We start from the raw sequence: 26,130 nt of genomic DNA, 5'->3' as shown, positions 1-26,130 counted from the left end.
CTGGACGCACAGGCCCCTCCCGGGAGCCCGCTCTACGCCGCCCCGGCCCCCGTCAGCGCCCGGACCTCGGCCTCGGCGTGCTTGGCCTCGTCGGGCTGCTCGGGCGAGGTGACCGTACCGATCCAGCCGGCCAGGAAGCCGAGCGGGATGGAGACCAGGCCCGGGTTCTCCAGGGGGAAGAGCTGGAAGTCGACACCCGGGAACAGGGACGTCGGGCTGCCCGAGACGACGGGCGAGACCAGCACCAGGACGACCGCCGGGACCAGGCCGCCGTACACCGCCCAGACCGCGCCCCGGGTGGTGAAGCCGCGCCAGAACAGGGAGTAGAGCAGGGCCGGGAGGTTCGCCGAGGCGGCGACGGCGAAGGCCAAACCCACCAGGAAGGCGACGTTGAGGTCCTGGGCGAGCAGTCCGAGGCCGATCGCGACCGCGCCGATGCCCGCGGCGGCGATACGCGCCACGGCGACCTCGCCGTACTTCTTGCGCCCGGGGCGACGGAGCGAGGCGTAGAGGTCGTGGGCGACGGACGCGGACGAGGCGAGCGTGATGCCCGCGACGACGGCCAGGATGGTGGCGAAGGCGATGGCGGCGACCACAGCGAAGAGAATCGTTCCGCCGGTGGACCCCTCGCCGCCGCCGAGGTGGAGCGCCAGCAGCGGGATCGCGGTGTTGCCCGCCGCGTTCGATGCGCGGACCTCGGCGGAGCCGACGAGGGCGGCGGCGCCGAACCCGAGCACGATCGTCATCAGGTAGAAGCTGCCGATCAGGCCGATGGACCAGACGACGGAGCGGCGCGCGGCGCGGGCGGTGGGCACGGTGTAGAAGCGCGACAGGATGTGCGGCAGCCCCGCCGTGCCGAGGACGAGGGCGACGCCCAGGCTGATGAAGTCGAGGCGCGAGGTGAGGTCCCCGCCGTAGCGGAGGCCGGGCGCGAGGAAGTCCTTGCCGTGGCCGCTGCGTTCGGCCGCGGTGTTGAGCAGGTTGTTGATGTTCCCGTGGAAGTGGACCAGGACGAGCACCGTGAGCGCGACGGCCCCGGCCATCAGCAGGACGGCCTTGACGATCTGGATCCAGGTGGTGGCGCGCATGCCGCCGAACGACACGTAGATCACCATGAGCGCGCCGACCCCGACCACCGTCCAGGAGCGGGCGGCGTCGCTCGTGCCGCCGAGCAGCAGGGCAACGAGGCTGCCCGCGCCGACCATCTGGGCGACCAGATAGAGCACGGAGACGGTGACGGACGAGGTTCCGACGGCGGTACGCACCGGGCGCTCGGCCATCCGTGCCGCGACCACGTCGGCCAGGGTGAACCGGCCGCAGTTGCGGACGAGTTCGGCGACGAAGAGCAGGACGACCAGCCAGGCGACGAGGAAGCCGACCGAGTAGAGCATGCCGTCGTAGCCGAAGAGGGCGATCAGCCCGGAGATCCCGAGGAAGGAGGCCGCCGACATGTAGTCGCCGGCGATGGCGAATCCGTTCTCCATGGGCGAGAACAGGCGCCCGCCGGCGTAGAACTCCTCGGCGGAGCCCTGCCGGTTGCGGCCGAACCAGGTGGTGATGAAGAGCGTCACCGCGATGAACGCGCTGAACAGCAGCAGGGCGAGTGTCTGGTGATCGCCTCTCAACGTCCGAGCCCTCTCGTCATCTCCTGGGTGTCCCAGCGCAGATCGAGCGCGGCCCGGTCCCTGCGCAGCCGCGCGTGCCGTGCGTACGCCCAGGTCAGAAGGAAGGTGGTGAGGAACTGGCCGAGACCCGCCACCATCGCGACGTTGACCGCTCCGGCGACCGGGCGGGCCATCAGCCCGGGCGCGGTGGTCGCGGCGACGACATAGGCGAGATACCAGAGGAGGAAGGCGAGGGCGGCGGGCGCCACGAAGCGGCGGTAGCGTCGGCGCACCTCGCGGAAGGCCTCGCTGCGGTGCACCTCCAGGTAGATGTCGGCCGCTCGGGGCTCGGGGTCCGGCCCCGCCGCAGCGGGCGCGTCGAGGTGCGCGACGCCTCCCGTCCCGTCCCTGTCGCACCGGTCGGAGACCGGCACGTCGTCCCACGGGTCGTCGAGCCGCACTCCCGCGGCCTCCGGCCCTGCTTCCTTCTCCACCGCACAACTCCCCTGATCCACGGACCTTTTCGGCCGCATGGCCAACCATGGGCGGTTCGGGAAGATCCCGGGCGCGTCATTCGCCCGACTTCACCCCTTCAGGTGACAGAAGTCCCGGACGGCTGCGCGAACCCCGGAGTTCCGGATCACCGGACCACCTGAAATCCGCCCGGACACGTACGCGGCCCCCGCTCCGGAGGTACGGGAGCGGGGGCCGGCGGATGCCCGGGATCAGGGCGCGGGGTCAGGCGTCGATGCGCGAGCGGTCCAGGGTGGCCGCGGAGCTGGTGATGAACTCCTTGCGGGGCGCGACCTCGTTGCCCATCAGCAGGTCGAAGACCTGCTCGGAGGATTCCAGGTCGCCGATGTTGATCCGTCGCAGCGTGCGGTGGCGCGGGTCCATCGTCGTCTCCGCCAGCTGATCGGCGTCCATCTCGCCCAGGCCCTTGTAGCGCTGGATCGATTCCTTGATCCGGACGTTCTTGCGCTGGAACTCCAGGAGGGTCTGGCGCAGTTCGTTGTCGGAGTAGGTGTAGACGTACTTGTCCTGGCCCTTCTTGGGCTGGACCAGCTCGATCCGGTGCAGCGGCGGCACCGCGGCGAAGACCCGCCCCGCCTCGACCATCGGGCGCATGTAGCGCTGGAAGAGCGTCAGCAGCAGGCAGCGGATGTGGGCGCCGTCGACGTCGGCGTCCACCAGCAGGACGATCTTCCCGTAGCGCGCGGCGTCGATGTCGAAGGTGCGTCCGGACCCGGCTCCTATGACCTGGATGATCGCGCCGCACTCGGCGTTCTTCAGCATGTCCGATACGGACGACTTCTGTACGTTGAGGATCTTTCCGCGGATCGGCAGCAGCGCCTGGAACTCGCTGTTCCGGGCCAGCTTGGCCGTGCCGAGCGCCGAGTCCCCCTCGACGATGAACAGCTCGCTGCGCTCGACGTCGTCGCTGCGGCAGTCGGCGAGCTTGGCGGGCAGCGAGGAGGACTCCAGTGCGGTCTTGCGGCGCTGGGCGTCCTTGTGCTGCCGGGCGGCGATCCGGGTGCGGGCGGCGGCCACGGCCTTCTCCAGCACCGACCTGGCCTGGGCCTTGGCGTCCCGCTTCGTCGAGGTCAGGAAGGCCTTGAGCTCCTTGGCGACGACGCCTGCCACGATCCGGTTGGCCGCGGAGGTGCCGAGCACCTCCTTGGTCTGCCCCTCGAACTGCGGCTCGGCGAGCCGTACGGTGACGACGGCGGTGAGCCCTTCGAGGGCGTCGTCCTTGACGACGTCGTCCTCGGCGACCCTCAGCATCTTGGCGGAGCGCAGCGCCTCGTTCACGGTCTTGGTCAGGGAGCGCTCGAACCCGCTGACGTGGGTGCCGCCCTTGGGGGTGGCGATGATGTTCACGAACGACCGTACGGTCGTGTCGTAGCCGGTGCCCCAGCGCAGCGCGATGTCGACGGCCAGCTCACGGGTGACCTCGGTGGCGGTCATGTGGCCGCGGTCGTCGAGGACGGGCACGGTCTCCTTGAAGGTGCCGGTGCCGCTGAGGCGCTGGACGTCGCAGACGGCCTTGTCCTGGGCCAGGTACTCGCAGAACTCGCTGATGCCGCCGTCGAAGCGGAACGTCTCTTCCGTCTTGCCCTCGCCGTCCAGCCCCCGCTCGTCGCGGACGATGATCGTGAGGCCGGGGACGAGGAAGGCCGTCTGGCGGGCGCGCTGGTAGAGCGTGTCCAGGTTGAGCTTGGCGTCCTTGAGGAAGATCTGGCGGTCCGCCCAGTACCGCACCCGGGTACCGGTACGGGTCTTGGGGACGCGCTTGCCCTTGCGCAGGCCGTTGGCCGGGTCGAACGGGCTGTCCGGCCCCTGCTCGGTGAACATGCCGGGGACGCCGCGCCGGAAGCTGATGGAGTGGGTCGCGCTGTTGCGGTCGACCTCGACGTCCAGGCGGGCGGAGAGAGCGTTGACGACGGAGGCGCCGACGCCGTGGAGACCGCCCGAGGCGGCGTAGGAGCCGCCGCCGAACTTGCCTCCGGCGTGCAGCTTGGTCATGACGACCTCGATGCCGGAGAGGCCCGTCTTGGGCTCGACGTCGACCGGGATGCCACGGCCGTTGTCGCGGACCTCGACGGAGGCGTCGTCGTGGAGGATGACCTCGATCTGGTCGCAGTAGCCGCCGAGGGCTTCGTCGACGGAGTTGTCGATGATCTCCCAGAGGCAGTGCATCAGGCCACGGCTGTCGGTGGACCCGATGTACATGCCGGGGCGCTTGCGGACCGCCTCCAGCCCTTCGAGGACGAGAAGGTGCCGCGCGGTGTAGTTGGAGCTGTCCCGGTCGCCGCCTGCTCCGGTCAGCATCGCGGTGGACGGCACGGACGTTTCGGCGGTCACGCGGTTCGCTCCTCGCTGAATTTCATCTGGGGCCCCCGTGGGTATCGGGCTGGGCTTCGGTTGCCGCTGAGAGCCTACAGAGGCCTGGTAGAGCGGTTGTAACGCCACCCTCGGGGAATCCTCATGCTAGTCGAGCTTCCTCCAGGCTCGCATGAGTGTTCGATCATTCGTTGGAGTGACGTGCACATCACGTTCCCTTCGACGCATGAACCATTTAGGCTCCGGGCACGTCCTCATGAACAAACCGGCAAGCCGGCCGGCGGGACCCACCCCTAGACAAGCAATGCGAAACCGTAGCGCTCCGCATACGGCACATTCGCCGCCAACCGGCAACAGACAGCCACACCGAGAAGAAGTTTCGAAGAAAAGCCACGAGCGGGAACGTTTTCGGCCTGGTTGGATGTTGACCCTGGTACGACAGCTCGTCGAGCTAGAGAAGAGGCGACGTGACTACTGTTCTGACCCCCGCGAGCCCGCTGACCGCAGCAGACCGCTGTGACCGTTGCGGCGCCCAGGCATATCTGCGCGTCGTCCTGATCAGTGGCGGTGAACTGCTCTTCTGTGCCCACCACGGGCGCAAGTTCGAGCCGGAACTCAAGAAGATCGCCGCGGAAATACAGGATGAGACGGATCGGCTCACCGCCGTGCAGGCGGCTGCCGCCGACGAGGAACAACACTGATACCTCGCATCCACGACGAGCCAGGGGCCGGTCCATGACCGGCCGACGGGCGGCTCCCCCACCGGGGGGAGCCGCCCGTTCTCGTCCGCGAGGACCGCGCACGGACACCCCCCTGCGGGGATCACCGCCCGCACGCGGCCCCGCCGCGGGTCAGATGCGGCCCTCGGCCCATTCCAGGGCGGCGGAGACCCGTGTGTACACCCCGGGGCTGCCCGCGCGCCCGCAGCCGCTGCCCCAGGACACCAGGCCGATGAGCCGCCCACGGGCCACCAGCGGCCCGCCGCTGTCGCCCTGGCACGCGTCCCTGCCACCGGCCGGATCGCCCGCACAGAGCATCGCCGAGGCCTTGTACGTACCCTCCTGGCCGCCCGGGTAGGCCCGCGCGCAGTCGCTGTCCGGCAGGACCTGGACCCGCGCGGAGCGCAGCACGGAGGCGTACGCGCCGCTCCCCGTCGTATCGCCCCACCCGTAGACGGCCGCCGCGGTCCCGGCCCGGTAGGCGGTGTCCCCGCCCTTGGCCGTCGGGATGACGCCGCCCTCCGGCATCGCCCGGGACAGGGTCAGCACCGCGAGGTCGCCGGCGTTGGAGGCGGGGTCGTACGCCGGGTTCACCCAGATGCCCCGGACCGGGATCTCCTGGCCGCCGGAGTCGCTCAGCCGTTCCCGGTCGGCGATGACCAGCAGATCCCTCACCCGCTCCGCCGGTCCGCCGAGCGCCTCGTCACTCAGACAGTGGGCGGCCGTCAGGATCTTCGTGGGCGCCACGGCGACGCCGCCGCAGAACTGCCCCGAGCGCGCCCCGCCGAACCGGTCCCGGCTCGACAGCGCCACGACCCAGGGGCTGTCCGCCACCGGGGCGGGCTGTCCGCCGACGATGATGCTGTCCGCGACCGCCGCGGAGGGCGAGGCGAGGGGCATCACGGCCGCGGCGGCGGTCAGGGCGAGCACCCCGGTCAGGGCGCGGACGACGGAACGGGGCATGGAGGCTCCTGACGCTGAGGCGGTAACGGTCCACCCAGCGTGATCCAGCCGGTCACCGTCCGCACCCGTGGACACGCCGGAGGGCCCGGATCCCCTGGGGGTTCCGGGCCCTCGGCCGGTGAATCTTCCGCGATCTAGTCGAGGTAGTCGCGCAGCACCTGCGAGCGCGACGGGTGACGAAGCTTCGACATCGTCTTCGACTCGATCTGACGGATGCGCTCACGCGTCACGCCGTAGACCTTGCCGATCTCGTCGAGCGTCTTCGGCTGACCGTCGGTGAGACCGAAGCGCATCGAGACCACGCCGGCCTCACGCTCGGAGAGCGTGTCGAGCACGGAGTGGAGCTGCTCCTGGAGGAGCGTGAAGCTGACCGCGTCCGCCGGGACGACGGCCTCGGAGTCCTCGATCAGGTCACCGAACTCGCTGTCGCCGTCCTCACCGAGCGGGGTGTGGAGGGAGATCGGCTCGCGACCGTACTTCTGGACCTCGATGACCTTCTCGGGGGTCATGTCGAGTTCCTTGGCCAGCTCCTCCGGGGTGGGCTCGCGGCCCAGGTCCTGGAGCATCTGGCGCTGCACGCGCGCGAGCTTGTTGATGACCTCGACCATGTGCACCGGGATACGGATGGTGCGGGCCTGGTCGGCCATCGCGCGGGTGATCGCCTGACGGATCCACCAGGTGGCGTACGTGGAGAACTTGTAGCCCTTGGTGTAGTCGAACTTCTCGACCGCGCGGATCAGACCGAGGTTGCCCTCCTGGATCAGGTCCAGGAAGAGCATGCCGCGACCGGTGTAGCGCTTGGCCAGGGAGACCACCAGACGGAGGTTGGCCTCCAGGAGGTGGTTCTTGGCCCGCCGGCCGTCCTCGGCGATGATCTCCAGCTCGCGCTTGAGCTTCGGGGCGAGCTTGTCGGCGTTCGCCAGCTTGTCCTCGGCGAAGAGACCCGCCTCGATGCGCTTGGCGAGCTCGACCTCCTGCTCGGCGTTGAGGAGGGGAACCTTGCCGATCTGCTTCAGATAGTCCTTGACCGGGTCGGCGGTGGCGCCGGCGACGGCGACCTGCTGCGCAGGTGCGTCGTCCTCGTCGTCGTCGGAGAGGACGAAGCCCTTGTTCTCGCCCTCGCCCTCCTCTTCCTCGCCCTTGCCGGCCTTGACTTCCTCGGCCGCCTCGTCGCCGTCGAGGAGCTCGTCGTCCTGCTTGCCGGACTTCTTCGCCGCTGTCTTCTTGGCCGCCGTCTTCTTCACGGCGGTCTTCTTGGCCGCTGTCTTCTTGGCCGCCGCCTTCTTGGCGGGAGCGGCCGCGACGGCGTCATCGGCCACCGCGTCCGCGCTCTCGACCGTCGAGGCGGCGGTGGCCGCGACGGTCCTGGTCACGGTGGTCTTCGCCGCGACGGTCTTGGTGGCGGTGCGCTTGACCGGGCTCTTCGCTGCGACGCTCTTGCGGGCGCGCTTCGGCGACTCCGCGGCACTGACCATCAGCGTCACACCCTCTTCCTCGAGGATCTGGTTGAGGCTGCGCAGAACGTTCTTCCACTGGGTTGGCGGAATCTGGTCAGCCTCGAAGGCCCGACGCACGTCATCGCCGGCGATCTGCCCATCAGCCTTTCCCCGCTCGATGAGCGCCATCACAGACTCGGACTCGGCGATCTCCGGCGGGAGCGTACGGGATGTGCTGGCCGACACGAACAACCTCTCGGAACGATGGAAACGGCTTCCGGCCCTGCCCTGGAGAGGGCTGGAACCGACGACCGTCGACTGGGGATGTCGCCGACGGCGCGGGTTTGGCCTCAGAACTGCACAGCGCACCCAAGGGTTGCTGTATTCCTTCCGCGACGCTCACCTCTTAAGTCATCGCGCTGCTTCGAGGAGTGTTACGGCCAATCCGCGTGGCCCGAGTCACACCCCATACGCGACGAAATGGGCCAAGGGTGCCATCCCCCCACAATTATGCCGCCGGACCCGTGTGGTCCGGCGGCACCGGGCCCACACACCCGACCGCGCCCCGGTCAGTGCTCGCGGGGTGCGGGAACCACACGCTCGACGTCGGGGTGGACGACGAGCAGCTGACGCATGGCCGTCTCGGCGGCCCCGGCGTCGCCCGAGGCCAGGGCGTCGGCGATGCGCGCGTGGTGGGCGAGCGAGGTCTCACCCGGACGGTCACAGCCGGTGACCGGGCCGCCGGAGACATGAAGGGCGGCCGAGACGATGCCGGAAAGGTGTTCGAGCATCCGATTGCCCGCCGCCTGGATGAGCAGGGCGTGGAACTCCGCGTCGGCGCGGGAGAAGGTGATGGCGTCCCCCTGCCCCATCGCGTGCCCCATGATCTCCACCATGTCGCCGAGCCGCTGCTGAATATCGTCCCGGCCGTGCCCGGCCGCGAGGCGGGCCGCGAGCGGCTCGATGGTCCAGCGGAGCTCGGCCAGCTCACGACGCTGGTCGTCACGCTGCGGACCGAAGGCCCGCCATTCGATGATGTCGGGATCCAGCAGGTTCCAGTCGCTGACCGGGCGGACCCTCGTACCCACATTGGGGCGCGCGCTGACCAGCCCCTTGGCTTCGAGGACGCGCAGGGATTCGCGTACGACGGTGCGGGACACCTCGAACCGCTGGCCGATCTCCTCGGGAACGAGGGGGCGGTCCGCGCCGAGGTCACCGGAAACGATCATCTGGCCGAGCTGCTGGACGAGTTGGCCGTGGAGACCGCGCCCCCGGCTGGCCGACCCCCGTCGGCTCGCCCGACCCAGCTCGGAATCGGAACCGCCCCAGGCCCGGGAAGCGGCACGCTCCCCGGCCGGCGCCTCCGTATAGGGATAGCGGTCGAGTTCGCCCGAGCCGGCCAGGCCGGAATCGACGGTGCGGGCGGCGGTCATCATGGTGTGCGCAAGGGTACTCACGCATCCTTTGTCGGCGCGGCTCGCCCACCCCTTGAGGTCTTTGGTGAAAAGCACACGAAAGGGTGATCGGCGCTCGCCCCGCAATTGACGCCATACCCTAACAAATCGGTCATTCCTCAGGGAGTTGTGAACCCCTGCCCCCGATGTAGGGCGACGGCGATCACCAACGAGCCTTTCCGCGAAGGCTGGTGAGCAGATATGCGCAGATCAGGGCCGACAACGACAGGGCGAGTGCGGTGCCGACGGGCTGCGCCACCACTCGTGCGACGGCCAGGACCCAGTGGTCCGCCTGCTGCGGCAGCTGCCACCCGACCAGTTCGCGCAGCCGGCCCGGGAGCCCGGCGACCGAACGCGCGGACGGAGCCGCGAAGAACTTCTGCACCAGCGGGACGACGAGCACCGGAACGGCCAGCACCGCGGCGATTCCCGCCCCCGCCACCCGGAAGACGCCGGCGGCCAGCAGCCCCGCCCAGGCGCAGCCGACCGTCAGGCCGGCCCAACTCGCGCCGAGCGCAAAGGCGTTCGAGGGGATCTCGATCAAGTCCGGCCCGTACACGAGCCGGAGGCTCTGCGCCCCGCACACCACGGTGAGGCCCGCGAGCAGCAGCGCGAAGCTCGCGGTCACGGTGAGCTTGGCCAGCAGCAGACCGAGCCGCCGGGGCACGGTGCCGCGAGCGGCGGCGAGCGCCGGATAACGGAACTCGTCCCCGAAGGACAGCGCCCCGAGCAGGCCCGCGCCGAGCGCGGCGGGAGGGAGCGGCAACAGGGCGGGCCACGCGGCGAGCACGCGGGGCAGCGCGGTGCCGTCCGTGCGCGCGAGCAGGACGGAGACCGCTGCCGACACCACCAGAACGGCCGCCATGATCATGGCCGTTGTCCTGACGCCCAGGGAGCGCCGCAGTTCGTACCGGAGCGGGCGCAGGGGGCCGCGCGCGGGGCGCACCCGGATCGGGGGCGGCAGCTCGGACAGGGCGACGGCCGAGTCGCCCCGCTCCGCGCTCCCGGACTCCGCCGGGGCAGCGGGTCCGGTGTCGCCGATCTCGTCGGCGAGCCGGTGCACGGGGACGCCGTGCCGGTACGCGGTGTCGCCGATCTCCGCGCAGGTGCTGCCGTACACCGTCAGCCGGCCGCTCGCTTCCTCGACCACTTCGACGGACCGCCGCGCCGCCCGGGCCTCCCGGCTGACCACGGCCGCCAGCCGGGCGGCGTGCGGGGTGCGGACGGCGACCCGCGCCCGGAGCCGGGTGCGGGCGAAGTCGGAGACGTCCTGGTCGGCGACGAGGCGCCCGCCGCCGATGGTGACGACACGGTCGGCCGTGCGGGCCGCCTCCTTGGGGTCGCCGGTGGCGTAGAGGACCGTGCCGCCCTGGGCCGCGTGCGCACGCAACAGCCCGTACAGCCAGCTGTTCTCCCGAGGGGACAGCCCCTCCGCCGGTTCGTCGAGGATCAGGGTGTGGGGGTCGCCGAGCAGCGCGGAGGCGAGACCGAGCCGACGGTCCATCCCCACCGAGAGGGTGCCCAGGCGCTGGTCCCCGAGCCCGGCGAGACCGACGACTTCGAGGACCTCGTCGGCCCTGGTCGCGGGCACGCCCGCGGCCGCGCAGAGCATACGGAGCTGCCCTCGGGCGGTACGGGAGGGATGGCCCGGTACGTCGCCGAGCAGTACGCCCACTTCCCGCGCCGGGTGGGCGATACGGTGCAGCGGCCGCCCCCGGAAGTAGGCGACGCCTCGGCCCGCGTCCAGTTCGAGCATCAGCCGCAGGGCCGTGGTCTTGCCCGATCGGGGGGCGCCCAGCAGGGCCGTGACACGGCCGGGGGGAGCCTCGAAGGTCAGATCGTTCACGGCGGGCGGAGCGTCGCGACGGGGGGTGCTGGTGAGTCCGATGGCCTGGAGCATCGCTTCTCTCGCGTCTCTCGCGGAAGGTGAGACCGCTCGGCGGCAGGGGGTACCGCAGCAACATAACGCGACATTTCAGACTTTTGGCGCAGGGGTGGGCCGACAGGCGTTCCGCGGGCCGCCGCAGCGGAACGCCCGGTGGCTCAGACCTCGGGTCGCAACATCGGCGGATTGAGCACCGTGGCCGCCCCGGCCCGGAACAACTGCGCGGGCCGGCCGCCCTGTCGCGTGGTCGTCCCGCCGGAAGGCACCAGGAATCCGGGCGTTCCGGTGACCTTGCGATGGAAGTTACGGGGGTCGAGAACCACGCCCCACACCGCTTCGTACACCCGGCGCAGCTCGCCGACCGTGAATTCCGGCGGGCAGAACGCCGTGGCCAGCGAGGAGTACTCGATCTTGGAGCGGGCGCGCTCCACTCCGTCGGCCAGGATCCGCGCGTGGTCGAAGGCCAGCGGCGCCGCCTGCTCCCCCTCCCGTCCGGTGCCGGGGTGCAGCAGATCCTCGACCGGCGCCCAGCGCGCGCTGTTGGCGTCGCCCCCCGCCCGGGGCGCGGGCAGGTCCGGCGCGAGGGCGAGGTGAGCGACGCTGACCACCCGCATCCGGGGGTCGCGCGCCGGATCTCCGTACGTGGCCAGCTGCTCCAGATGCGCCCCGTTGCCCACGGCCGGCTTCGCCGGGTCGTGGGCGCAGAGGCCGGTTTCCTCGACGAGTTCACGCGCTGCCGCGGACCCCAGGTCCTCGTCCATCCTGACGAAGCCGCCAGGCAGCGCCCATCGGCCCTGGAACGGGGTCTCTCCGCGACGGACGACCAGCGCGCAGAGCGCGTGACGTCGCACCGTGAGCACGACCAGGTCGACGGTGACAGCGAAGGGCGGGAAGGTCGACGGGTCGTAGGGCGGCATGTCGCGATCATAGTCGTCTGCCTGACGATAAACACTCCCTTCGGCATGCTCGTGATCGGTTGGGGTTCCACGATTCCGGATGCGTAGCGCGGCGCGCGGCATCGCTGTGCGGCAGAGACAGCCGGTCGGGAGGAGGGACGATGGAGAAGGACTGCCGGTCACACCGGGGATTCACGCCGCGTCAGTTCCGGTCCGGGCGGGTCGCGTAGCCCGGTTTCCGTTCCGTCGGCAGGCAGGACGGACGCCCCCCGCCGGCTCTTCGGAGAGCACCCGGGTCATCGTCGCGCCCTGCTGCCGCGACGGCCGTACCGCCGGGCCTCACGCGACCGCCGCCCGGCCGCCGAGGTCCAGGGGCGGGGCGAACCGGGTGACGCCTTCACCCGCTCGGCGCCCGGACGCCGGTGAGCGCGCCCCCGCCGTCGGCCCCCGTCGGGCAGCGGGCGGACCCTGCGGACGCGCAGCGAGGGGGCGCCCCGGTCGGCGGCGGGGTCCATCACCGCCTCCACGGCCCGGGCGTCGGGGCGCGTCCCCTCGTCCGCGGCCTCGCGCAGGCAACGGCGCAGGGCCTCCGGATCAAGCCCTTCATTGCAGGCCCGATGCAGCAGCTGGGCGAACGTGTAGTCGGGATCGGCGCGCAGCGCCAGGGCCAGGGCGACCCGCGCGCCCGGCTCGTCGCCCGTGGACCAGGAGACCCAGCCCGCCAGGGTGAGCGGAGCGGCGGCGTGCTCCCCGTACGGCCCGACGCAACGCCGCGCCAGCGTCCGCCACAACCGCAGGGCCGCTTGCGCTTCCGCGCCCTCCATCCAGGCGGCGGCCTTGTCCCGGGTCTCCCGGTCCTGGAGCCCGAGGATGACGGCCGCGGCTTCGTCGGAGCCGATCAACTGGTCGTCACCGGCGTCCGAGAGCGCGGGCGGAGCGGGCTGTGTCTCCTCGATGCGGTCCATGAGTGTGCGTGCCAACCGGAGGGTCTCCGCCGCGACCTCGCCCTTGGCCCGCTCGTCGAGGAGCCTCGGGATCAGAGCCGGTCCGGCCCTGTCCAGGGCCTCCTCCTGCGCGGTCACGGCCGCCGGGGTCCGCCAGGGCTGGAGCCGCGCTTCCATGTCGCGCAAGGTGCCGCGCACATGGACGCCCGCGTAGGCGGCGGCCGCGGCCATCACCGTCGTGCCGGGCATGGCCAGCGGGTTTCCCTGGTCGGGGCAGCATCGGGTGTCGGGGCAACAGTAGGACCAGTAACGGCCGTCGGAGATGCAGAGCGCTTCGAGGACGGGAACGTCGAGTGCTCCGCACGCCGTGCGCAGGCGTTGCGCGAATGGCCTGAGCCGCTCCATGGCCAGTCGGCCGCCCGACCCGTCCGGAGAGTCCTGGCAGAGGAAGATCACGATCGCGTCGGGACGTCCTTCACGGCGCTCGCTCCCCGATACCAGGCACTCCGCCAACTGATCGGCGACCGGCCCCCATTCGCCGGGCGCCTGGGGAATTCCGAGGCGTAGCCGGCCGCCGAACCGGCCCCGGCCGCCGTGCAGGGCGACCATCACGACGCTGTCGTTGGGATAGAAGCCCATGAGATACGGGAGGGCGTCGGCCAGCTCGGCGGGACCGCGCAGGGTGATCTGCTGCTCCCCGGCCCGGCCGGTGGATTCGTGGTGCTTGTTCATGCCTTGACGGTCCCGCAGCCCGCCGCATCCCGCGACCCCTGTGGATAACGTTATCCACAGGGGTCGCCCCCTCGGTTCGGGGCTCGATACCGTGTGTCACGTGCCGCGTTCAGTTCACGTCGCGCCGGTCGCTCCCGGGGGCGAGGACTCCCAGGCCGAACAGGTCAACGACCTGGTTGATCAGCGTGTCGGCCCGTGAGGCGTCGAGGTAGTCGTCGACGAACATCTGGGAGAGCCCGTAGGCCAGCGCCTGAGCGGCGATTCTGATCAACTCGGGATCGGCCTGCCGTAGTTCGCCGCGCTGCTGCCCGGCGACGATCAGCTCGGTGACGCTCCGGGTGAAGGCGCGATGCCCCTCCTCCAGGGCGGGCGTTCGCTCCGCGCCGAAGAGGGCGCCGCGCAGGAGCGCGAGCCGGTGCGGGTGAGCCAGCGCGTACCGCACGAACGCGGTGCCCAGGGCCCGGAACGGGACGGAGGCGGCCGAGGCGACCGCTTCCGTCTGGGCCGCGCCGAAGTCCACCGCGACCGCCTCGGCGACCGCGGCCAACAAGGCCGCCCGGTCGGGGAAATGCCTGAACGGGGCCCCGGGGGAAACGCCTGCCCTGCGGGCCACCTCACGGACGGTCACCGCCTCGGCGCCCGCCTCGTCCAGTAGTTGGACGGCATGCGCGACCAGCGTCTCCGGCAAGGATCCATGGTGATAGGGCCGGCCGGCCACCCGGGTGCTCATGCAGCCAGTCGTACCACACCTTGACACGCACCCCGAAGGGCCCATGTAATCAGCGATTACACACATGTATTCGCTGATTACATGGGAGCGTTCATGGACCTTCGTCACGGCGGCTGGGCCCAAGAGGTCGACGCCGAGTTACGCCCCAGTCAGGGGGCCGTCCCCCAAGGCCTGGCCGGAACCCTCTACCGAAACGGTGCGGGCAACCATCTGTCGGACTACGTCATCGACGGCGACGGCCTGGTCAGTGCCGTGACGTTCACTCCGGGCAGCCCCGTGCACGTCCGCTCCCGCTATGTCCGGACCCCCTCCTACCGGGCTTCCCTGAAAGCCCCCGGGGCAGACGCGCCTCCGGTCCGGCTGGCCGGGGCCAACGCCGCGGGCGGCCGGCTCCGCAATCTGCTGCTGCGCCCGGCCGCCTCCCAGGCCAGTACCTCGGTGGCGATGATCGACGGCCGGCTGTTGGCGCTCTGGGAGGGCGACATGCCCTGGGAGCTGGAGCCCGGCACCCTGGAGACCCTCGGTCGCTGCGACCTCGACCGCGCGCTGGCACCGTCGGGGCTCCTCGGCCGCCGTCTCGGCAGCCCGTACTCGGCGCACCCGTGCCGGGACCCCCGGACCGCCGAGACATGGAACTTCGGCTGCGTCTACGGCCCACGCCCCCGGCTGGACATCTACCGGTCCGCGCGGGGCGGACCGACCGAGAAGCGGCGCTCGATCGCACTGCCCCACCGCTACATGGTCCACGACTTCGCGATGACCGCCACCCACCTGGTGTTCTGTCTCGGCCCCGTGATCCTCGACCTGCCCGCCGTCGCGTCCGGCCGGGTCCCCGCCTTCGAGGCGATGCGCTGGCACGGTGAGGAGGCCACCCGCATCCTGATCGTCCCCCGCGCCGGTGGCCCGTTCCGTGTCGTCGAGGCGGATCCGTGGTTCCAGTGGCACTTCGCCGGCGCGTACGACGACGGTGACGAGATCGTCTTCGATCTGGCCCGCTTCCGGTCCTGGACCGTCATGCACGAGGCCATCTCCAGCATGGGCCACCTCACCGATCCGTCCTGCTTCCCCGTCGGCCGGCTCTGGCGCTACCGCGTCACCGCCTCCGGCAAGGTCGAGGACCACCAGCTCAACGCACTGCCCATGGAGTGGCCCACCATCGACCCACGCCGCTCCACCACCGCCCACCGCAATGTCTACGGCGCGACCATCGGCACCCCCGCGTCGGGCGTCGCGTTCACAGCTGTCGCACGCTACGACACCGAACTCGGCGAGGCCGACGTCCACGACTACGGCCCCGGTCATCTCGTCAGCGAGCCGCTCTTCGTCCCCCGCGACCGCAGGAAGCTCGACGAACAGGGCTGGCTCGTCGCCTACGAGGCCCAACTCACCGCGGGCACCACGAACATCGTCGTCTTCGACGCACAATCCGTCGCCGACGGCCCCGTCTGCACCCTCCCCGTCCCGGAAAGCCTCGGCTTCACCTTCCACGGCCAGTGGGTCCACGCGTGACGGCCCGGGTCAACGCCGACGGGCGGCTCACATCGTTCGGACGCGACGGTCTGGTCTTCGACGTCGTGGACCGGGGTCCGCTCGACGGAGAGGTCGTCGTGCTTCTGCACGGGTTTCCCCAGAGGGCAAGCTCCTGGGACCTGCTCGCACCGCTGCTGCACGCGTCGGGATACCGCACTCTGGCACCCGACCAGCGAGGCTACTCACCCCGGGCCCGGCCGCGCGGCAGGTTCTCGTACCGCATGTCCCAGCTCACCAAGGATGTCGTCGCCCTCATCGAGGCCGCCGAACCCCGCGGCCACAAGGTGCACGTCGTCGGGCACGACTGGGGCGCCGCGGTTGCCTGGACAGTGGCCGCAGCCCGGCCGGATGCGGTGGCCACCCTGACCGCCCTCTCCGTCCCGCACCCCGCCGCCTTCATGCGGGCCCTCTTCACCAGCCGCCAGTTCCTGCTGTCCTGGTACATGTTCGTCTTCCAATTGCCCTGGATCCCGGAGCTGTTGATACGCCGCCTCGATCCCGTCTCGGCACCACGCGTCACCGAGCGCATGGCAGCCGGGCAGACCGCGGCCCATCTCGCCCGGGACCTGGAGTTCCTGGTGTCCTCGGGCGCTCTCACCCCTGCCCTCAACTGGTACCGGGCGATGCCCTTCAGCACACCGAGCCAGCTGGCCGAGGTCACTGTCCCGACGCTGTTCATCAACAGCGACAGCGACCCGGCCCTGGGCCGGACGAGCGGCGCACACGCACACAGGTACGTGACCGGCCCGTACACCTTCCACACCCTGACCGGAATCGGGCACTGGATTCCGGAGCAGGCCGCTCCCGAAGTCGCGGAACTCCTGCGCGTTCACCTCTCGAGCTCGCCCGGGGGGCCGTCACAGGGCCTGTAGAGCGACCGGCGTTGTTCCCCGGCCGGCGTAGTGCTGTTGGCCGGGGCGGGGCGAGCGGTGGAGGCTGCTGAGCAGGCACAGCGATTCCGCGCCGTAGCCCAGCCGTCCGGGAGGCGGGAACGCTCATGACGGAGACGGGCAGCGACGCAGGCCCGGGCCCGGACGAGGAGGACGCGGCCCGGTCCGCCGACCGCAAGGGCGGCCCCGGGCACACGGTGCTGCTGGCGGTGGCGCTCGCGGTGCCGGTGACGAAGGTCGCGTACACGGTCGGGGGCGGCGCCGCGGCCCGTGACGTGTTCATCGGCATGGAACCCGCGAACTGGCCCGACGTCCTGATCGGCATGGTGCTCACCGACCCGCTCCTCGCCTCCGTGCTGGCCGTCGTCGTCTCCCGCCTCGTCTTCGCCCTGTTCGCGGCGCGCGGCGCCGTCCCGGTGGGGGGCGGCGTCCTGCGGGCGCTCCAGCGGGCGGCGCTGACCGTCGTCAACCCCGTCGCGATGGGGGTGGTGGACGCGTGCTTCTTCGGCCCCTGGTGGGGGCTGGGCACCGGGCTCGCGGCCTACGCGCTGCGCAAGGGCGTCGTGGTGGAGTACCGCACCGGCAGACGGCGGCCGCACGGACACCGCGCCGACCGGCGGGCGACTGCCGGATCACACCGCGACGGCGGCTACCGGCCGTCGCGGGGGCTGCGCCGGGTGGCGGCCCTGGAGCAGTGGGCGGCCCTGGGCCTGACGACCCTCGCACTCCCGGTGCTGGCCTTCGTCGCCGCGTTGGACGGGCAGGCGTGGACCTCGATCGTCCGCTGCCAGGTCACCGACGGCACACGGACCGGGAGCAACCGCCTGATCGAGCTCGGCCGCAAGGGAAACGGCGTCGTGGGCTGGAACCTGGACAGGGAGGAAATCTCCAACGGTGCGGGGTGCACGGGCGAGGAGAGCCTCCATGTGCGCGAGCCGTGGTGGCGCGACTGAGCGGCCGTCTCCCGCCATGCGTACGCGAGGCCCGAGGGGCTACCGGACAATCCGGGGCGAACATGGCACCTTCTCACCGCGTCACCCGAATGCCGCACTCCCTCCGGCGAAAGGGCTCGTTGTGCGGAGTGCAGCAGGAGAAAGCATATTTCGTTTCAAATTTTGACGACTTTCGAGGCCACCCGCGCATGACTGACGCGGCTTCGGCGAACAACCGTACGTTCCGGATCCGGTGCCGGATGCCGGGAACGGCCAGAGAACGAGGAACAGATGTACGAAGGAAGCATTCCGCTCGAGGACTTCCTCGACACCTTGAACCGGCTGCAGGCCGACTTCGAGCGGCGCCTCGGAGGCATCGAACGCAAGGTGCTGCCGGCGCCCCCGACGCACCCTCGCACGCAGGAACGTTCCGGCTCGTCGGCCTGGACACCGGAGGACGGTTACCGTCCGCTCGGACTGGAGGCCATCTGGACCTCACCCGGCACTTCTTCGGATGACCGTTCAAGCGGCCGGCGCCGTCCGATCCGCTCACACCATGCGGATACGTTCCTCGACTGACCGACCAGAAGAAACGTTCCGCTCACCTGGTGGCAGCGGCAGCCGAAGCGGAGATCGGGGCAGCATGGTTGAAACTCCGCAGCCTCCGGGCGGCCCCAAACCGCCCGGGCAGCACCGTCGCCGCCCCTCTGGCCTACCCGGCCACGGCCAGGACGAGCGGGAGCACCTGATCGGCACCGGCCTGGCTGAGCAGACGTGCGCCCACGGCGAGGGTCCAGCCGGATTCGGTGTAGTCGTCGACGAGCAGAACCGGGCCGTTGGCGGCGGCCAGCGCGGCGGCGAGTTCGTCGGGCACCGTGAACGAGTCCGCCAGGGCACGCAGCCGCTGGGCGGAGTTGCTGCGGTGCGCGGCGTGCTCGTCGGCATGCGGGGTGTGGGCCAGGCTGCCCAGGAGCGGGAGCCTCCCGACCCGGGCCACGCCCTCGGCCAGGGAGGTGACCAGCCGGGGGTGGGTGCGTGACGGCACGACGACGATCCCCACGGGCCGCGCCACCGCATCGGGAGACCCGTCGGCCCAGCCGCCCGGCGAGCGGGCCCAGTCCGCCAGCACCGTCACCACGGCGTGCAGTACGTCGTCCGGTACCGGCCCGTCCGCCGCCTGCGCGGACAGGAGCGGGCGGAGTCGGTTGCCCCAGCCGATGTCCGACAGCCGCCCCAGCGCACGCCCCGTCATCGCCAGCTGCCCCGCGGGGATACGGCCCTTGAGATCCATGCCGACCGACGCCAGGCCGGTCGGCCACATCTTGCGGGGCTCGACCTCGACGCCCGGCCGGTCCAGCTCGCCCGTCGCCGCCGAGAGGGCAGCGGAGGAGACGGCCGGATCGAGCCAGGGGCCGGCGCAGTTGTCACAGCGGCCGCACGGCACCGCCTTCTCGTCGTCGAGCTGTCGCTGCAGGAACTCCATGCGGCATCCGGTGGCAGCCACGTAGTCCCGCATCGCCTGCTGCTCCGCCGCCCGCTGCTTCGCGACCCACGCGTACCGCTGCGCGTCGTACGCCCACGGCTGCCCCGTCGCGGTCCAGCCGCCCTTCACACGCTTGACCGCACCGTCCACGTCCAGGACCTTCAGCATCGTCTCCAGACGCGAGCGCCGAAGATCCACCAACGGCTCCAGCGCCGGCAGCGACAACGGACGGCCCGCCTGCCCCAGCACGTCCAGGGTGCGCCGCACCTGCTCCTCCGGCGGGAAGCCCACCGAAGCGAAATACGCCCAGATCGCCTCGTCCTCCTTGCCCGGAAGCAGCAGGACGTCGGCATGGTCCACACCGCGCCCCGCGCGCCCCACCTGCTGGTAGTAGGCGATCGGCGACGAGGGCGATCCCAGGTGCACCACGAAGCCGAGGTCCGGCTTGTCGAAACCCATCCCCAGCGCGGAGGTCGCCACCAGAGCCTTCACCCGATTCGCCAGCAGATCCTCCTCCGCCTGCAGCCGGTCGGCGTTCTCCGTCTTCCCCGTGTACGAGGCCACCGGATATCCGCGCTGCCGCAGGAACGCGGCGACCTCCTCCGCCGCCGCGACCGTCAGCGTGTAGATGATCCCGGAACCCTGCAGATCCCCCAGCCGCTCCCCCAGCCACGCCAGCCGGTGCGCCGCGTTCGGCAGCTCCAGCACACCCAGCCGCAGGCTCTCGCGGTCCAGCGGCCCCCGCAGAACCAACGCGTCCCCGGCTCCGGTGCCCAACTGCTCCGCCACATCCGCGGTCACCCGCGCGTTGGCCGTGGCGGTGGTGGCGAGCACCGGTACTCCCGCCGGCAACTCCGCGAGCATCGTGCGCAGCCGACGGTAGTCGGGCCGGAAGTCATGGCCCCAGTCGGAGATGCAGTGCGCCTCGTCGACCACCAGCAGGCCGGTCGTCGCCGCGAGCTTCGGCAGCACCTGATCACGGAAATCCACGGAATTGAGGCGCTCCGGGCTCACCAGGAGAACGTCGGTCTCGCCGCGCTCCACCTCTCCGTAGATCGTTTCCCATTCCTCAGGATTGGCCGAGTTGATCGTGCGGGCCTGGATGCCCGCCCGTGCCGCCGACTCGACCTGGTTGCGCATCAGTGCCAACAGCGGCGAAATGATCACCGTCGGGCCGGCGCCCCGCCGGCGCAACAGCGCGGTGGCCACGAAATACACCGCCGACTTGCCCCACCCCGTGCGCTGGACCACCAGCGCACGACGACGGTCCTCCACCAGGGCCGCCACCGCCTGCCACTGATCCTCCCGCAGCCGCGCCGACCCCCCGGGCGCACCGACCAGCTCAGCGAGGATGGTGTCGGCTTCGGTGCGGAGCTCCAGGGTGTCCATGTCCCCATGCAACCCGATGGGACTGACAATCAGCGAATCCACCCACCGCGACAGCGGTGTTTCTGCTGGTCCTCGCGATTCAGGGGTGACGGAGGGAGTCATCCCGGGCGGGGATGGGCAGGGATATCAGTGTCATTCCGGCTGATTCCCGTCAGCCGCAGCAATTGCTCGTTGCCGCCTGCCGGTGGGCCAGGGAGAATTGGAGCCGCCCCCGCACAGTTCCTCATCGGGCCCGGAAGGGCTGTGTCGCGGCGCGCCCTCACTCGACCCTGCCCGCATCGTGGGCGCGTAGCGAAGGGAGGACCGTGACCTTCGGATTCGCCCCGTCCACAGCCACTTCGACAGCGGCGTCCTCGGTTTCCGCAGACTCCGTCAACCGCCTTGCCCGGATGCTCGAACCAGCGGAGTGGGCATCGGCGGGCATACCCCTGCTCCGAAGTCCCCGGGAGGTCGTCAGCGGACTGCACTCCCGGCACCGGCCGACCCCCGCCACCGCCGTGGTCGCGGTCCTCGATCATGAGGAACGGCTCACGGCGAGCGCGTCGTTCGCCCGCCGGGCGACGGTGGCCGCGGACGGCTGGGAGTTCCGCAACGCCCTGCTGGGTCAGTTGCGGCGCGTCATCCCGCACGATCTTCGCCGCCGCACTCCGGTCCGTACGGCCGTGCTTCTGTACTGCCGTGACGGCGACGAACGCTGGACCGAGGAGGACGGTGCGTGGATGTGGGGCCTCCGGGACGCCTGCACCCTGCACGGCCTCCGCTGCGGCGCCTACATCACGCTCACTCGCGGGGGCTGGCAGGTGCTCGGTGAGGGAAGGGGCGGGCGGCGGCCCAGTTCGCTGTCGGAGCCGGCGCTCCTGGCCGACGCCGTCGCCGAGCACCGGACCGCACCGACGCGGTCGGGCGGCGGAGCGGTGGAGGCGCTGCGTCGCACCGCGGCCCGCTGAACGGACACCGGCTCCGGCACCTGCGACCAGGCACGGGTCACCTGCCGAACGGCCGCCGATCGACCACCGGTCGCGGCCGGTCGCGGCCGGTCGCGTTGGCGGTCGCGTTGGCGGTCGTGCCCGGGATACCTGCGGTGGTGCTCCCGGCCGTCCGTGCGGGCGGCCGGGAGCACCTGCGGGGTGTGTTCAGACCCCGGCGCCGAGTGCGGAGTTGATCGTCTGCGGGTCTCCGCAGACGATCAGCAGCGCGGCGGCCCGGTCACGTGCGGCGGGCAGCGTACGAGCCACGGTGCGGTCCGTGTCGCCGTTGACGGCGACGACGACCACGGGCCGGGACCGGGCGCGGTCCGCCGCGGAGACGTCGGCGAAGAAGACGTCGTCGCCCGCGTCGTGCTGGGCCCAGTAGGCGGCTTCGCCGAACGACAGCTCGTGGGCGGCCCACGGGTGCTGCTCACCGGTGGTGAGCACCAGGATGTCGCCCGGTGCACGACCGGATTCCAGCAGCAGGTCGACCGCTTCCTCGGCCGCGTCGAGCGCGCCGGCCGCCGGGGCCGGGATCAGCTGGATCTGCGGCGCGGAACGATTCTCCGCCGGTTCCGGACGGGCGGGGGCCGCAGGGGCCGGTGCCGGAGCGGCGGGTGCCACGGGGGCGGGGTGGGCGCGCTGCGCCGGGGGCGCGGGGCGCGCGGGGCCGGGACCCGGACGGCCGGGACGCGGAGTGGCCGCGGAACGCGGACCGGGTACGGGACGGGGGGTCGGCGCGGTGCGGCCGGCGGCCGGAGTGACGCGGGGACCCTGGGCGCTCTCGGGAATCTGAGGCTCCTCGGAGATCAGAGGCATGAAGGTGGTCTGTGGCGAACGCCGATGTCGTCGGCGTCGGTAAGAGGGGCGCGTGTGCGCGATCAGAATTCGAAGCCGAGCTGGCCCCCGCTTTCGAGTGCGGCCGCCTCGGCGGAGAATCGGACCTTCTTCAGGTGCTGCCACCGGGGCAGCGCGTCCAGATACGCCCAGGAGAGGCGGTGGTGGGCCGTGGGCCCCCGCTCCTCCAGCGCGGCCCGGTGCACGGGCGAGGGATACCCCGCGTTGGCACCGAAGGCGAAGTCGGTGCATTCCTCGGACGCGGCGCCCAGCTCGGCCATCATCCGGTCACGGTGCACCTTGGCGATCACCGAGGCCGCGGCCACCGCGATACAGGACTGATCGCCCTTGATCACGGTGCGGACCTTCCAGGGAGCGCCCAGATAGTCGTGCTTGCCGTCGAGTATCACCGCGTCGGGCCGCACCGGCAGCCCCTCCAGGGCGCGCACGGCGGCGAGCCGGAGGGCGGCGGTCATTCCGAGGTCGTCGATCTCCTGCGGCGAGGCGTCGCCCAGTGCGTAGGCGGTGACCCAGCTCCGCAGCACGGGAGCGAGCTCGGCGCGCCGCCGGGGGGTCAACAGCTTGGAATCGGTGAGGCCTTCGGGCGGTCGGCGCAGACCGGTGACCGCCGCACACACGGTGACGGGTCCGGCCCACGCACCGCGTCCGACCTCATCGACACCGGCGACGGTCCTGGCACCGGTGGTAGCACGGAGCGAGCGCTCGACGGTGTGCGTGGGTGGTTCGTACGGCATGGCGCCAGCCAGCGTACGCCGAGAGCCACGGCAGCAACACCCCGGGGCGCCGTGCGTACTGCGATTCAGCCGCCGGAGGAGCGTTCGCAGTACGCACGGGCCGCCTGAACGCCCGGGCTCGGAGGGCCCGTCGGGTCGGAGAAACCTCAGGGCCGGCCGGTCTCGGTCGGGTCGGGGAGTCCGACGCCTCAGTACGGGTCGTAGCCGTCGTCGTCCGGCTCGTATCCGTCCCCGGTCCCTTCCCTGCCCACGCGGTAGCAGTCGCTCCCGTCGCCCTTCACCGGGCGCTTCTCCAGGATCTCCTTCGCCCGCGCCTCTCCCCAGCTGGTCGCGTACCAGGGGGTGTCGTCGTGGAGGACGTCGTTCTGGATGAACCGCAGCGCACAGGAGCGTTCCGGTTCGGGCAGTCGGTCCAGGGCCGGTACGGCGTCGGCGGACAGGTCCTTGACGTAGTCGATGTCGATGGAGGTCGACCGGCCGTCCTCGAAGCGCTGGACGTTCTGCTCCGCGATCAGCCCGTCCGGTGAGATCAGCCCGAAGGCCAGGACACCGGCCGCCGCGCTCACCGCGACGGCCCGGGGCAGGAACCGGGCCCCGAAGACCCCGGCCGCCAGGATCAGGATCAGCACCACCCCGAGCCAGAGCTCCATCGCGGCCACGGATATCCGGAGCCTCGTCAGGCCGTACTCGTCGACGTACAGGTCCATGCGGCGCAGCGCGGAGGCGACCACCACGAGGGTGAGGACGCAGAGGGGGCCCAGGACCGACCGCACCAGGGTGCGGTCCCCGGTGCCGCCGCGCGGCGCCCAGCGCAGGGCCAGGGCGATCACGAGAAGGGTGAGCAGCGTGGCCCACAGCAGCTGCCAGAAGCCCTGGCGGGCGTACTCGGCGTGGCTGAGCCCGGTCACGTCCCGCACCTTGTCGTACCCGCCGAAGAGCACGACGAGCTGGAGGGTGATGAACGCGGCGAAGAGCAGGTTGAGGACGATCAGCGGAAGGGCCCATTCGGCCCGTCCCCGGGGCTTGCCCGGCCGTACGGTGAGCCCGTCCCAACGCACCGGGGCCGCCGCGGCGTGCGCGGCGGCGAGCGCGCCGGCCAGCCCGAGGGCGAACAGGAGGGTCCGCCACGGTCCCGCCCCGACCGAGGCTTCGGGCATGAGGCTGCTCAGCAGTTCGGCGAACGCGGCGTCCGCGCTGGCGAAGAGGGTTCCGAACACCACCAGCAGTACGAGGGCCACCGCCGTGGTGCGCAGGGTGGCGCCCCAGTTCGCCCGGGAACCGCCGGCCCGTGCGCGTATCCCCCGCACGCCCCAGATGATGCCGGGGACGACCGAGTCGAACAGCCCCAGCGAGCCGATCAGCACGCCCGGCCAGCTGCGGCTGCCGTGCAGCGCGAGCGAGCCGAGCGCGAAGGCGGACACCACGGCGAGGAAGGTGGGCCAGCCCGCGTCCCGGAGCGCGGGCACCGCGAGCAGCGCGAGCCCGCCCACCGCCCAGGTCGCGGTCCAGGGCCGCAGCCGGCGGCCCGCCGCCTGCGCGGCGAAGAACGCGGCCAGCGAGGCGGGCACGGCCACGATCAGGAGGTTCACCCCGAGCCCGTCGCTCAGGAAGAGCGCGCTCAGGAGGGCGGTGGCCAGGACCGACCCGAGCACGGCGGGGCGGATCAGGGGTGGTGGGGGTGGCCGGAGCCGGGCCGTCATGCCGTCGTCCTTGGCGGCGGGCGCCCCGGCGCCGTGCTGCCAGGGGCTGCCCGGCTGCCCGGCCTGTTGAGCGGCCTGGGCCCGTTGGCGCCGGCCGTCGGATGCCTGCGCCGGGGACGGCCGCGCGGTATCGGCCGGCGTCGCACCGACGGTCCGCGCCTCGGACGGCCCCGGTTCGCTGGCCGCCGGTGTGCCGGCGGCCTCGGCGGCCGCGGGTGGTTCCGGTGGCCGGGGCGTGTCGGCTCCCCCTGGTCTCTCCGGCGGTCTGGACGCCTCGGACGGCTGATCGGACATGGGACCCCTCCCCCACCGGGTCCACGCGCGGCCCTGGGCCGTACGCCTGTCCCGGCGTCTCATTCGGCGCACGCCCTCAAGATCAACTAGGGGCGGCGTGGCCGAAAGATTAATGCCGAACTCGCGTTCGCAGACACGCGGAGTGATCCTGTGGCAGGACCGTGACAGACGACCGGGGCCCCGGATCGGGGGCCGTCAGCGGAGCAGCGGGACGGAACGGGGCCGGATCAGCGCAGGAGCGGGGTCAGCCACGCCGGCGGTTCCTCCGTCTGTGCCAGCCAGCCGGCCGGCGGCGCTCCGGCCTCGCCCGACGCGACGACACCGCCGACGATGGCGCAGGTCGTGTCGACGTCGCCGCCCGCCTGGGCGGTGACCCAGAACGCCTGCTCGTAGTCCCCGAGGCTCCTGGCGGCCGACCAGAGCGCGAACGGCACGGTGTCGTGGGCGCTGGTCCGGCGGCCGTTGCCGAGGACCGCGGCGACCGTCCCGGCGTCCCGGTAGTCCAGCATGTCGCGGGCGCGGCGCAGCCCCGCGCCGACGGCGCTGCGGGGCACGAGCGCGATGACGCCGTCGAGGAGGTCCTCGGGGCTCGGCGGCCCGCCGGGGGCGGCGGCGAGCGACGCGGCGGCGGCCACGGCCATGGCGCCGACGACGGCCTCGCGGTGCTGATGCGTGGTGTACGAGGAGATCTCCGCCTGGTGCGTGGCCTGCTCCGGGTCGTCCGCGTACCAGGCGCCGAGCGGGGCGATGCGCATCGCCGAACCGTTGCCCCAGGAGCCCTGGCCCTGGAACAGCGCCGAGGACAGCTCCCGCCAGTCGCCGCCCTCCCGTACGAGCCTGAGGAGCCGGTTGACGGCGGGGCCGTAGCCCCGGTCGAAGTCGTGGTGCTCGGCGAAGGAGCGGGCGAGCGCGTCCTGGTCGATACGGCCGTGCGCGGAGAGCACGGCGAGGACCGAGCAGGCCATCTCGGTGTCGTCGGTCCACTGCCAGGGCCCGGGCGGCAGGGCCCGCTGTTTCAGCAGGGGGTAGTTGACGGGGACGAAGAACTGGGAGCCCAGGGCGTCTCCCACGGACAGCCCACGCAGGCTGGCCAGGGCGCGTTCGAAGCGCCGCTCGGAAGCAGAATCAGCGGTCATCGCCCTGCC

At 71.6% G+C, this 26,130-nt stretch carries 21 protein-coding genes; 6 read left to right on the top strand and 15 right to left on the bottom strand.

Annotated features, from left to right (window positions below):
• Positions 1-32: 32 nt before the first annotated feature.
• From IE272_RS34435 to IE272_RS34425, 3 genes are all read right to left on the bottom strand, one after another.
• A complete protein-coding gene (locus IE272_RS34435) occupies positions 33-1,625 on the bottom strand; it encodes a monocarboxylic acid transporter (RefSeq protein ID WP_056698856.1) in 1,593 nt (530 codons plus the stop codon).
• A complete protein-coding gene (locus IE272_RS34430) occupies positions 1,622-2,065 on the bottom strand; it encodes a DUF485 domain-containing protein (protein WP_050360266.1) in 444 nt (147 codons plus the stop codon). The genes IE272_RS34435 and IE272_RS34430 overlap by 4 nt, the downstream gene beginning before the upstream one ends.
• A 277-nt stretch (positions 2,066-2,342) precedes the next feature.
• Positions 2,343-4,469, bottom strand: coding sequence for a DNA gyrase/topoisomerase IV subunit B (locus IE272_RS34425; protein WP_050360267.1), 2,127 nt, complete (start codon positions 4,467-4,469; stop codon positions 2,343-2,345).
• A 446-nt stretch (positions 4,470-4,915) separates the two neighbouring features.
• Here IE272_RS34425 and IE272_RS34420 point away from each other — a divergent pair, with 446 nt between their 5' ends.
• Positions 4,916-5,149 carry a DUF7455 domain-containing protein gene (locus IE272_RS34420; protein WP_007449803.1) on the top strand — a complete coding sequence of 78 codons (234 nt, stop codon included), beginning with the start codon at positions 4,916-4,918 and terminating at the stop codon, positions 5,147-5,149.
• Positions 5,150-5,299: 150 nt separating this feature from the next.
• On the opposite strand, the gene IE272_RS34415 is transcribed toward IE272_RS34420, so the two are convergent.
• From IE272_RS34415 to IE272_RS34385, 7 genes are all read right to left on the bottom strand, one after another.
• Positions 5,300-6,130 carry a S1 family peptidase gene (locus IE272_RS34415; protein ID WP_056698863.1) on the bottom strand — a complete coding sequence of 277 codons (831 nt, stop codon included), beginning with the start codon at positions 6,128-6,130 and terminating at the stop codon, positions 5,300-5,302.
• 134 nt (positions 6,131-6,264) lie between these two features.
• Positions 6,265-7,812 (bottom strand): RNA polymerase sigma factor, encoded by a 1,548-nt coding sequence (locus tag IE272_RS34410; RefSeq protein WP_032794932.1) that lies wholly within the window; start codon positions 7,810-7,812, stop codon positions 6,265-6,267.
• A gap of 323 nt (positions 7,813-8,135) precedes the next feature.
• Positions 8,136-9,002 (bottom strand): FadR/GntR family transcriptional regulator, encoded by an 867-nt coding sequence (locus IE272_RS34405; RefSeq protein WP_050360269.1) that lies wholly within the window; start codon positions 9,000-9,002, stop codon positions 8,136-8,138.
• 181 nt (positions 9,003-9,183) lie between these two features.
• Positions 9,184-10,920 (bottom strand): ATP-binding cassette domain-containing protein, encoded by a 1,737-nt coding sequence (locus IE272_RS34400; protein ID WP_190009583.1) that lies wholly within the window; start codon positions 10,918-10,920, stop codon positions 9,184-9,186.
• Between the two features lie 143 nt (positions 10,921-11,063).
• Positions 11,064-11,822, bottom strand: coding sequence for an NUDIX hydrolase (locus tag IE272_RS34395; RefSeq protein WP_030080101.1), 759 nt, complete (start codon positions 11,820-11,822; stop codon positions 11,064-11,066).
• A gap of 275 nt (positions 11,823-12,097) precedes the next feature.
• Positions 12,098-13,477 (bottom strand): DUF4192 domain-containing protein, encoded by a 1,380-nt coding sequence (locus IE272_RS34390; protein ID WP_098892537.1) that lies wholly within the window; start codon positions 13,475-13,477, stop codon positions 12,098-12,100.
• Between the two features lie 109 nt (positions 13,478-13,586).
• Entirely contained in the window at positions 13,587-14,165 is a 579-nt protein-coding gene (locus IE272_RS34385) for a TetR/AcrR family transcriptional regulator (protein WP_229897918.1), read from the bottom strand.
• A 135-nt stretch (positions 14,166-14,300) separates the two neighbouring features.
• Between IE272_RS34385 and IE272_RS34380 the strand changes: the two genes are divergently transcribed.
• The 4 genes from IE272_RS34380 (at position 14,301) to IE272_RS34365 (ending at position 18,138) form a co-directional block, all read left to right on the top strand.
• Positions 14,301-15,716 (top strand): carotenoid oxygenase family protein, encoded by a 1,416-nt coding sequence (locus IE272_RS34380; RefSeq protein ID WP_190009581.1) that lies wholly within the window; start codon positions 14,301-14,303, stop codon positions 15,714-15,716.
• Positions 15,713-16,609 carry an alpha/beta fold hydrolase gene (locus tag IE272_RS34375; protein ID WP_057668535.1) on the top strand — a complete coding sequence of 299 codons (897 nt, stop codon included), beginning with the start codon at positions 15,713-15,715 and terminating at the stop codon, positions 16,607-16,609. Before IE272_RS34380 ends, IE272_RS34375 begins: the two co-directional genes overlap by 4 nt.
• Positions 16,610-16,734: 125 nt before the next feature.
• On the top strand, positions 16,735-17,580 hold the full coding sequence (locus tag IE272_RS34370) for a hypothetical protein (RefSeq protein ID WP_190009578.1): 846 nt from the start codon (positions 16,735-16,737) through the stop codon (positions 17,578-17,580).
• Positions 17,581-17,850: 270 nt separating this feature from the next.
• Positions 17,851-18,138: a hypothetical protein gene (locus IE272_RS34365; protein WP_190009576.1), complete on the top strand. Its 288-nt coding sequence runs from the start codon at positions 17,851-17,853 to the stop codon at positions 18,136-18,138.
• Positions 18,139-18,271: 133 nt separating this feature from the next.
• Here IE272_RS34365 and IE272_RS34360 read toward each other — a convergent pair whose 3' ends face one another.
• The gene (locus IE272_RS34360) at positions 18,272-20,431 is read right to left on the bottom strand and encodes a RecQ family ATP-dependent DNA helicase (RefSeq protein WP_190009574.1); all 2,160 of its coding nucleotides are present in this window, start codon (positions 20,429-20,431) and stop codon (positions 18,272-18,274) included.
• A 305-nt stretch (positions 20,432-20,736) separates the two neighbouring features.
• Here IE272_RS34360 and IE272_RS34355 point away from each other — a divergent pair, with 305 nt between their 5' ends.
• A complete protein-coding gene (locus IE272_RS34355) occupies positions 20,737-21,378 on the top strand; it encodes a hypothetical protein (RefSeq protein ID WP_190009572.1) in 642 nt (213 codons plus the stop codon).
• Positions 21,379-21,564: 186 nt separating this feature from the next.
• On the opposite strand, the gene IE272_RS34350 is transcribed toward IE272_RS34355, so the two are convergent.
• The 4 genes from IE272_RS34350 to IE272_RS34335 all read right to left on the bottom strand — a co-directional run bounded on the left by IE272_RS34350 (position 21,565) and on the right by IE272_RS34335 (position 26,121).
• Complete coding sequence (locus IE272_RS34350; protein ID WP_050360278.1) at positions 21,565-22,218, bottom strand: hypothetical protein; 654 nt, start codon at positions 22,216-22,218, stop codon at positions 21,565-21,567.
• Positions 22,219-22,280: 62 nt separating this feature from the next.
• Entirely contained in the window at positions 22,281-22,991 is a 711-nt protein-coding gene (gene rnhB, locus IE272_RS34345; protein WP_056698883.1) for a ribonuclease HII, read from the bottom strand.
• 188 nt (positions 22,992-23,179) lie between these two features.
• Complete coding sequence (locus IE272_RS34340) at positions 23,180-24,985, bottom strand: DUF4153 domain-containing protein (RefSeq protein WP_190009570.1); 1,806 nt, start codon at positions 24,983-24,985, stop codon at positions 23,180-23,182.
• Positions 24,986-25,212: 227 nt separating this feature from the next.
• A complete protein-coding gene (locus IE272_RS34335; protein WP_073959949.1) occupies positions 25,213-26,121 on the bottom strand; it encodes an ADP-ribosylglycohydrolase family protein in 909 nt (302 codons plus the stop codon).
• Between the last annotated feature and the right edge of the window lie 9 nt (positions 26,122-26,130).

Source organism: Streptomyces anulatus (genome assembly GCF_014650675.1).
GTDB lineage: Bacteria > Actinomycetota > Actinomycetes > Streptomycetales > Streptomycetaceae > Streptomyces > Streptomyces anulatus.
This window is presented reverse-complemented; position numbering and strand designations above follow the sequence as displayed.

Bases quoted from the DNA above. Each gene is read 5' to 3' on its own strand.
- IE272_RS34360 (WP_190009574.1), bottom strand. From the start codon at position 20,431: ATGGACACCCTGGAGCTCCGCACCGAAGCCGACACCATCCTCGCTGAG.
- IE272_RS34380 (WP_190009581.1), top strand. From the start codon at position 14,301: ATGGACCTTCGTCACGGCGGCTGGGCCCAAGAGGTCGACGCCGAGTTA.
- IE272_RS34370 (WP_190009578.1), top strand. From the start codon at position 16,735: ATGACGGAGACGGGCAGCGACGCAGGCCCGGGCCCGGACGAGGAGGAC.
- IE272_RS34365 (WP_190009576.1), top strand. From the start codon at position 17,851: ATGTACGAAGGAAGCATTCCGCTCGAGGACTTCCTCGACACCTTGAAC.
- IE272_RS34390 (WP_098892537.1), bottom strand. From the start codon at position 13,477: ATGAACAAGCACCACGAATCCACCGGCCGGGCCGGGGAGCAGCAGATC.
- IE272_RS34405 (WP_050360269.1), bottom strand. From the start codon at position 9,002: ATGATGACCGCCGCCCGCACCGTCGATTCCGGCCTGGCCGGCTCGGGC.
- IE272_RS34415 (WP_056698863.1), bottom strand. From the start codon at position 6,130: ATGCCCCGTTCCGTCGTCCGCGCCCTGACCGGGGTGCTCGCCCTGACC.
- rnhB (WP_056698883.1), bottom strand. From the start codon at position 22,991: ATGCCGTACGAACCACCCACGCACACCGTCGAGCGCTCGCTCCGTGCT.
- IE272_RS34400 (WP_190009583.1), bottom strand. From the start codon at position 10,920: ATGCTCCAGGCCATCGGACTCACCAGCACCCCCCGTCGCGACGCTCCG.
- IE272_RS34335 (WP_073959949.1), bottom strand. From the start codon at position 26,121: ATGACCGCTGATTCTGCTTCCGAGCGGCGCTTCGAACGCGCCCTGGCC.
- IE272_RS34350 (WP_050360278.1), bottom strand. From the start codon at position 22,218: ATGCCTCTGATCTCCGAGGAGCCTCAGATTCCCGAGAGCGCCCAGGGT.
- IE272_RS34340 (WP_190009570.1), bottom strand. From the start codon at position 24,985: ATGTCCGATCAGCCGTCCGAGGCGTCCAGACCGCCGGAGAGACCAGGG.
- IE272_RS34395 (WP_030080101.1), bottom strand. From the start codon at position 11,822: ATGCCGCCCTACGACCCGTCGACCTTCCCGCCCTTCGCTGTCACCGTC.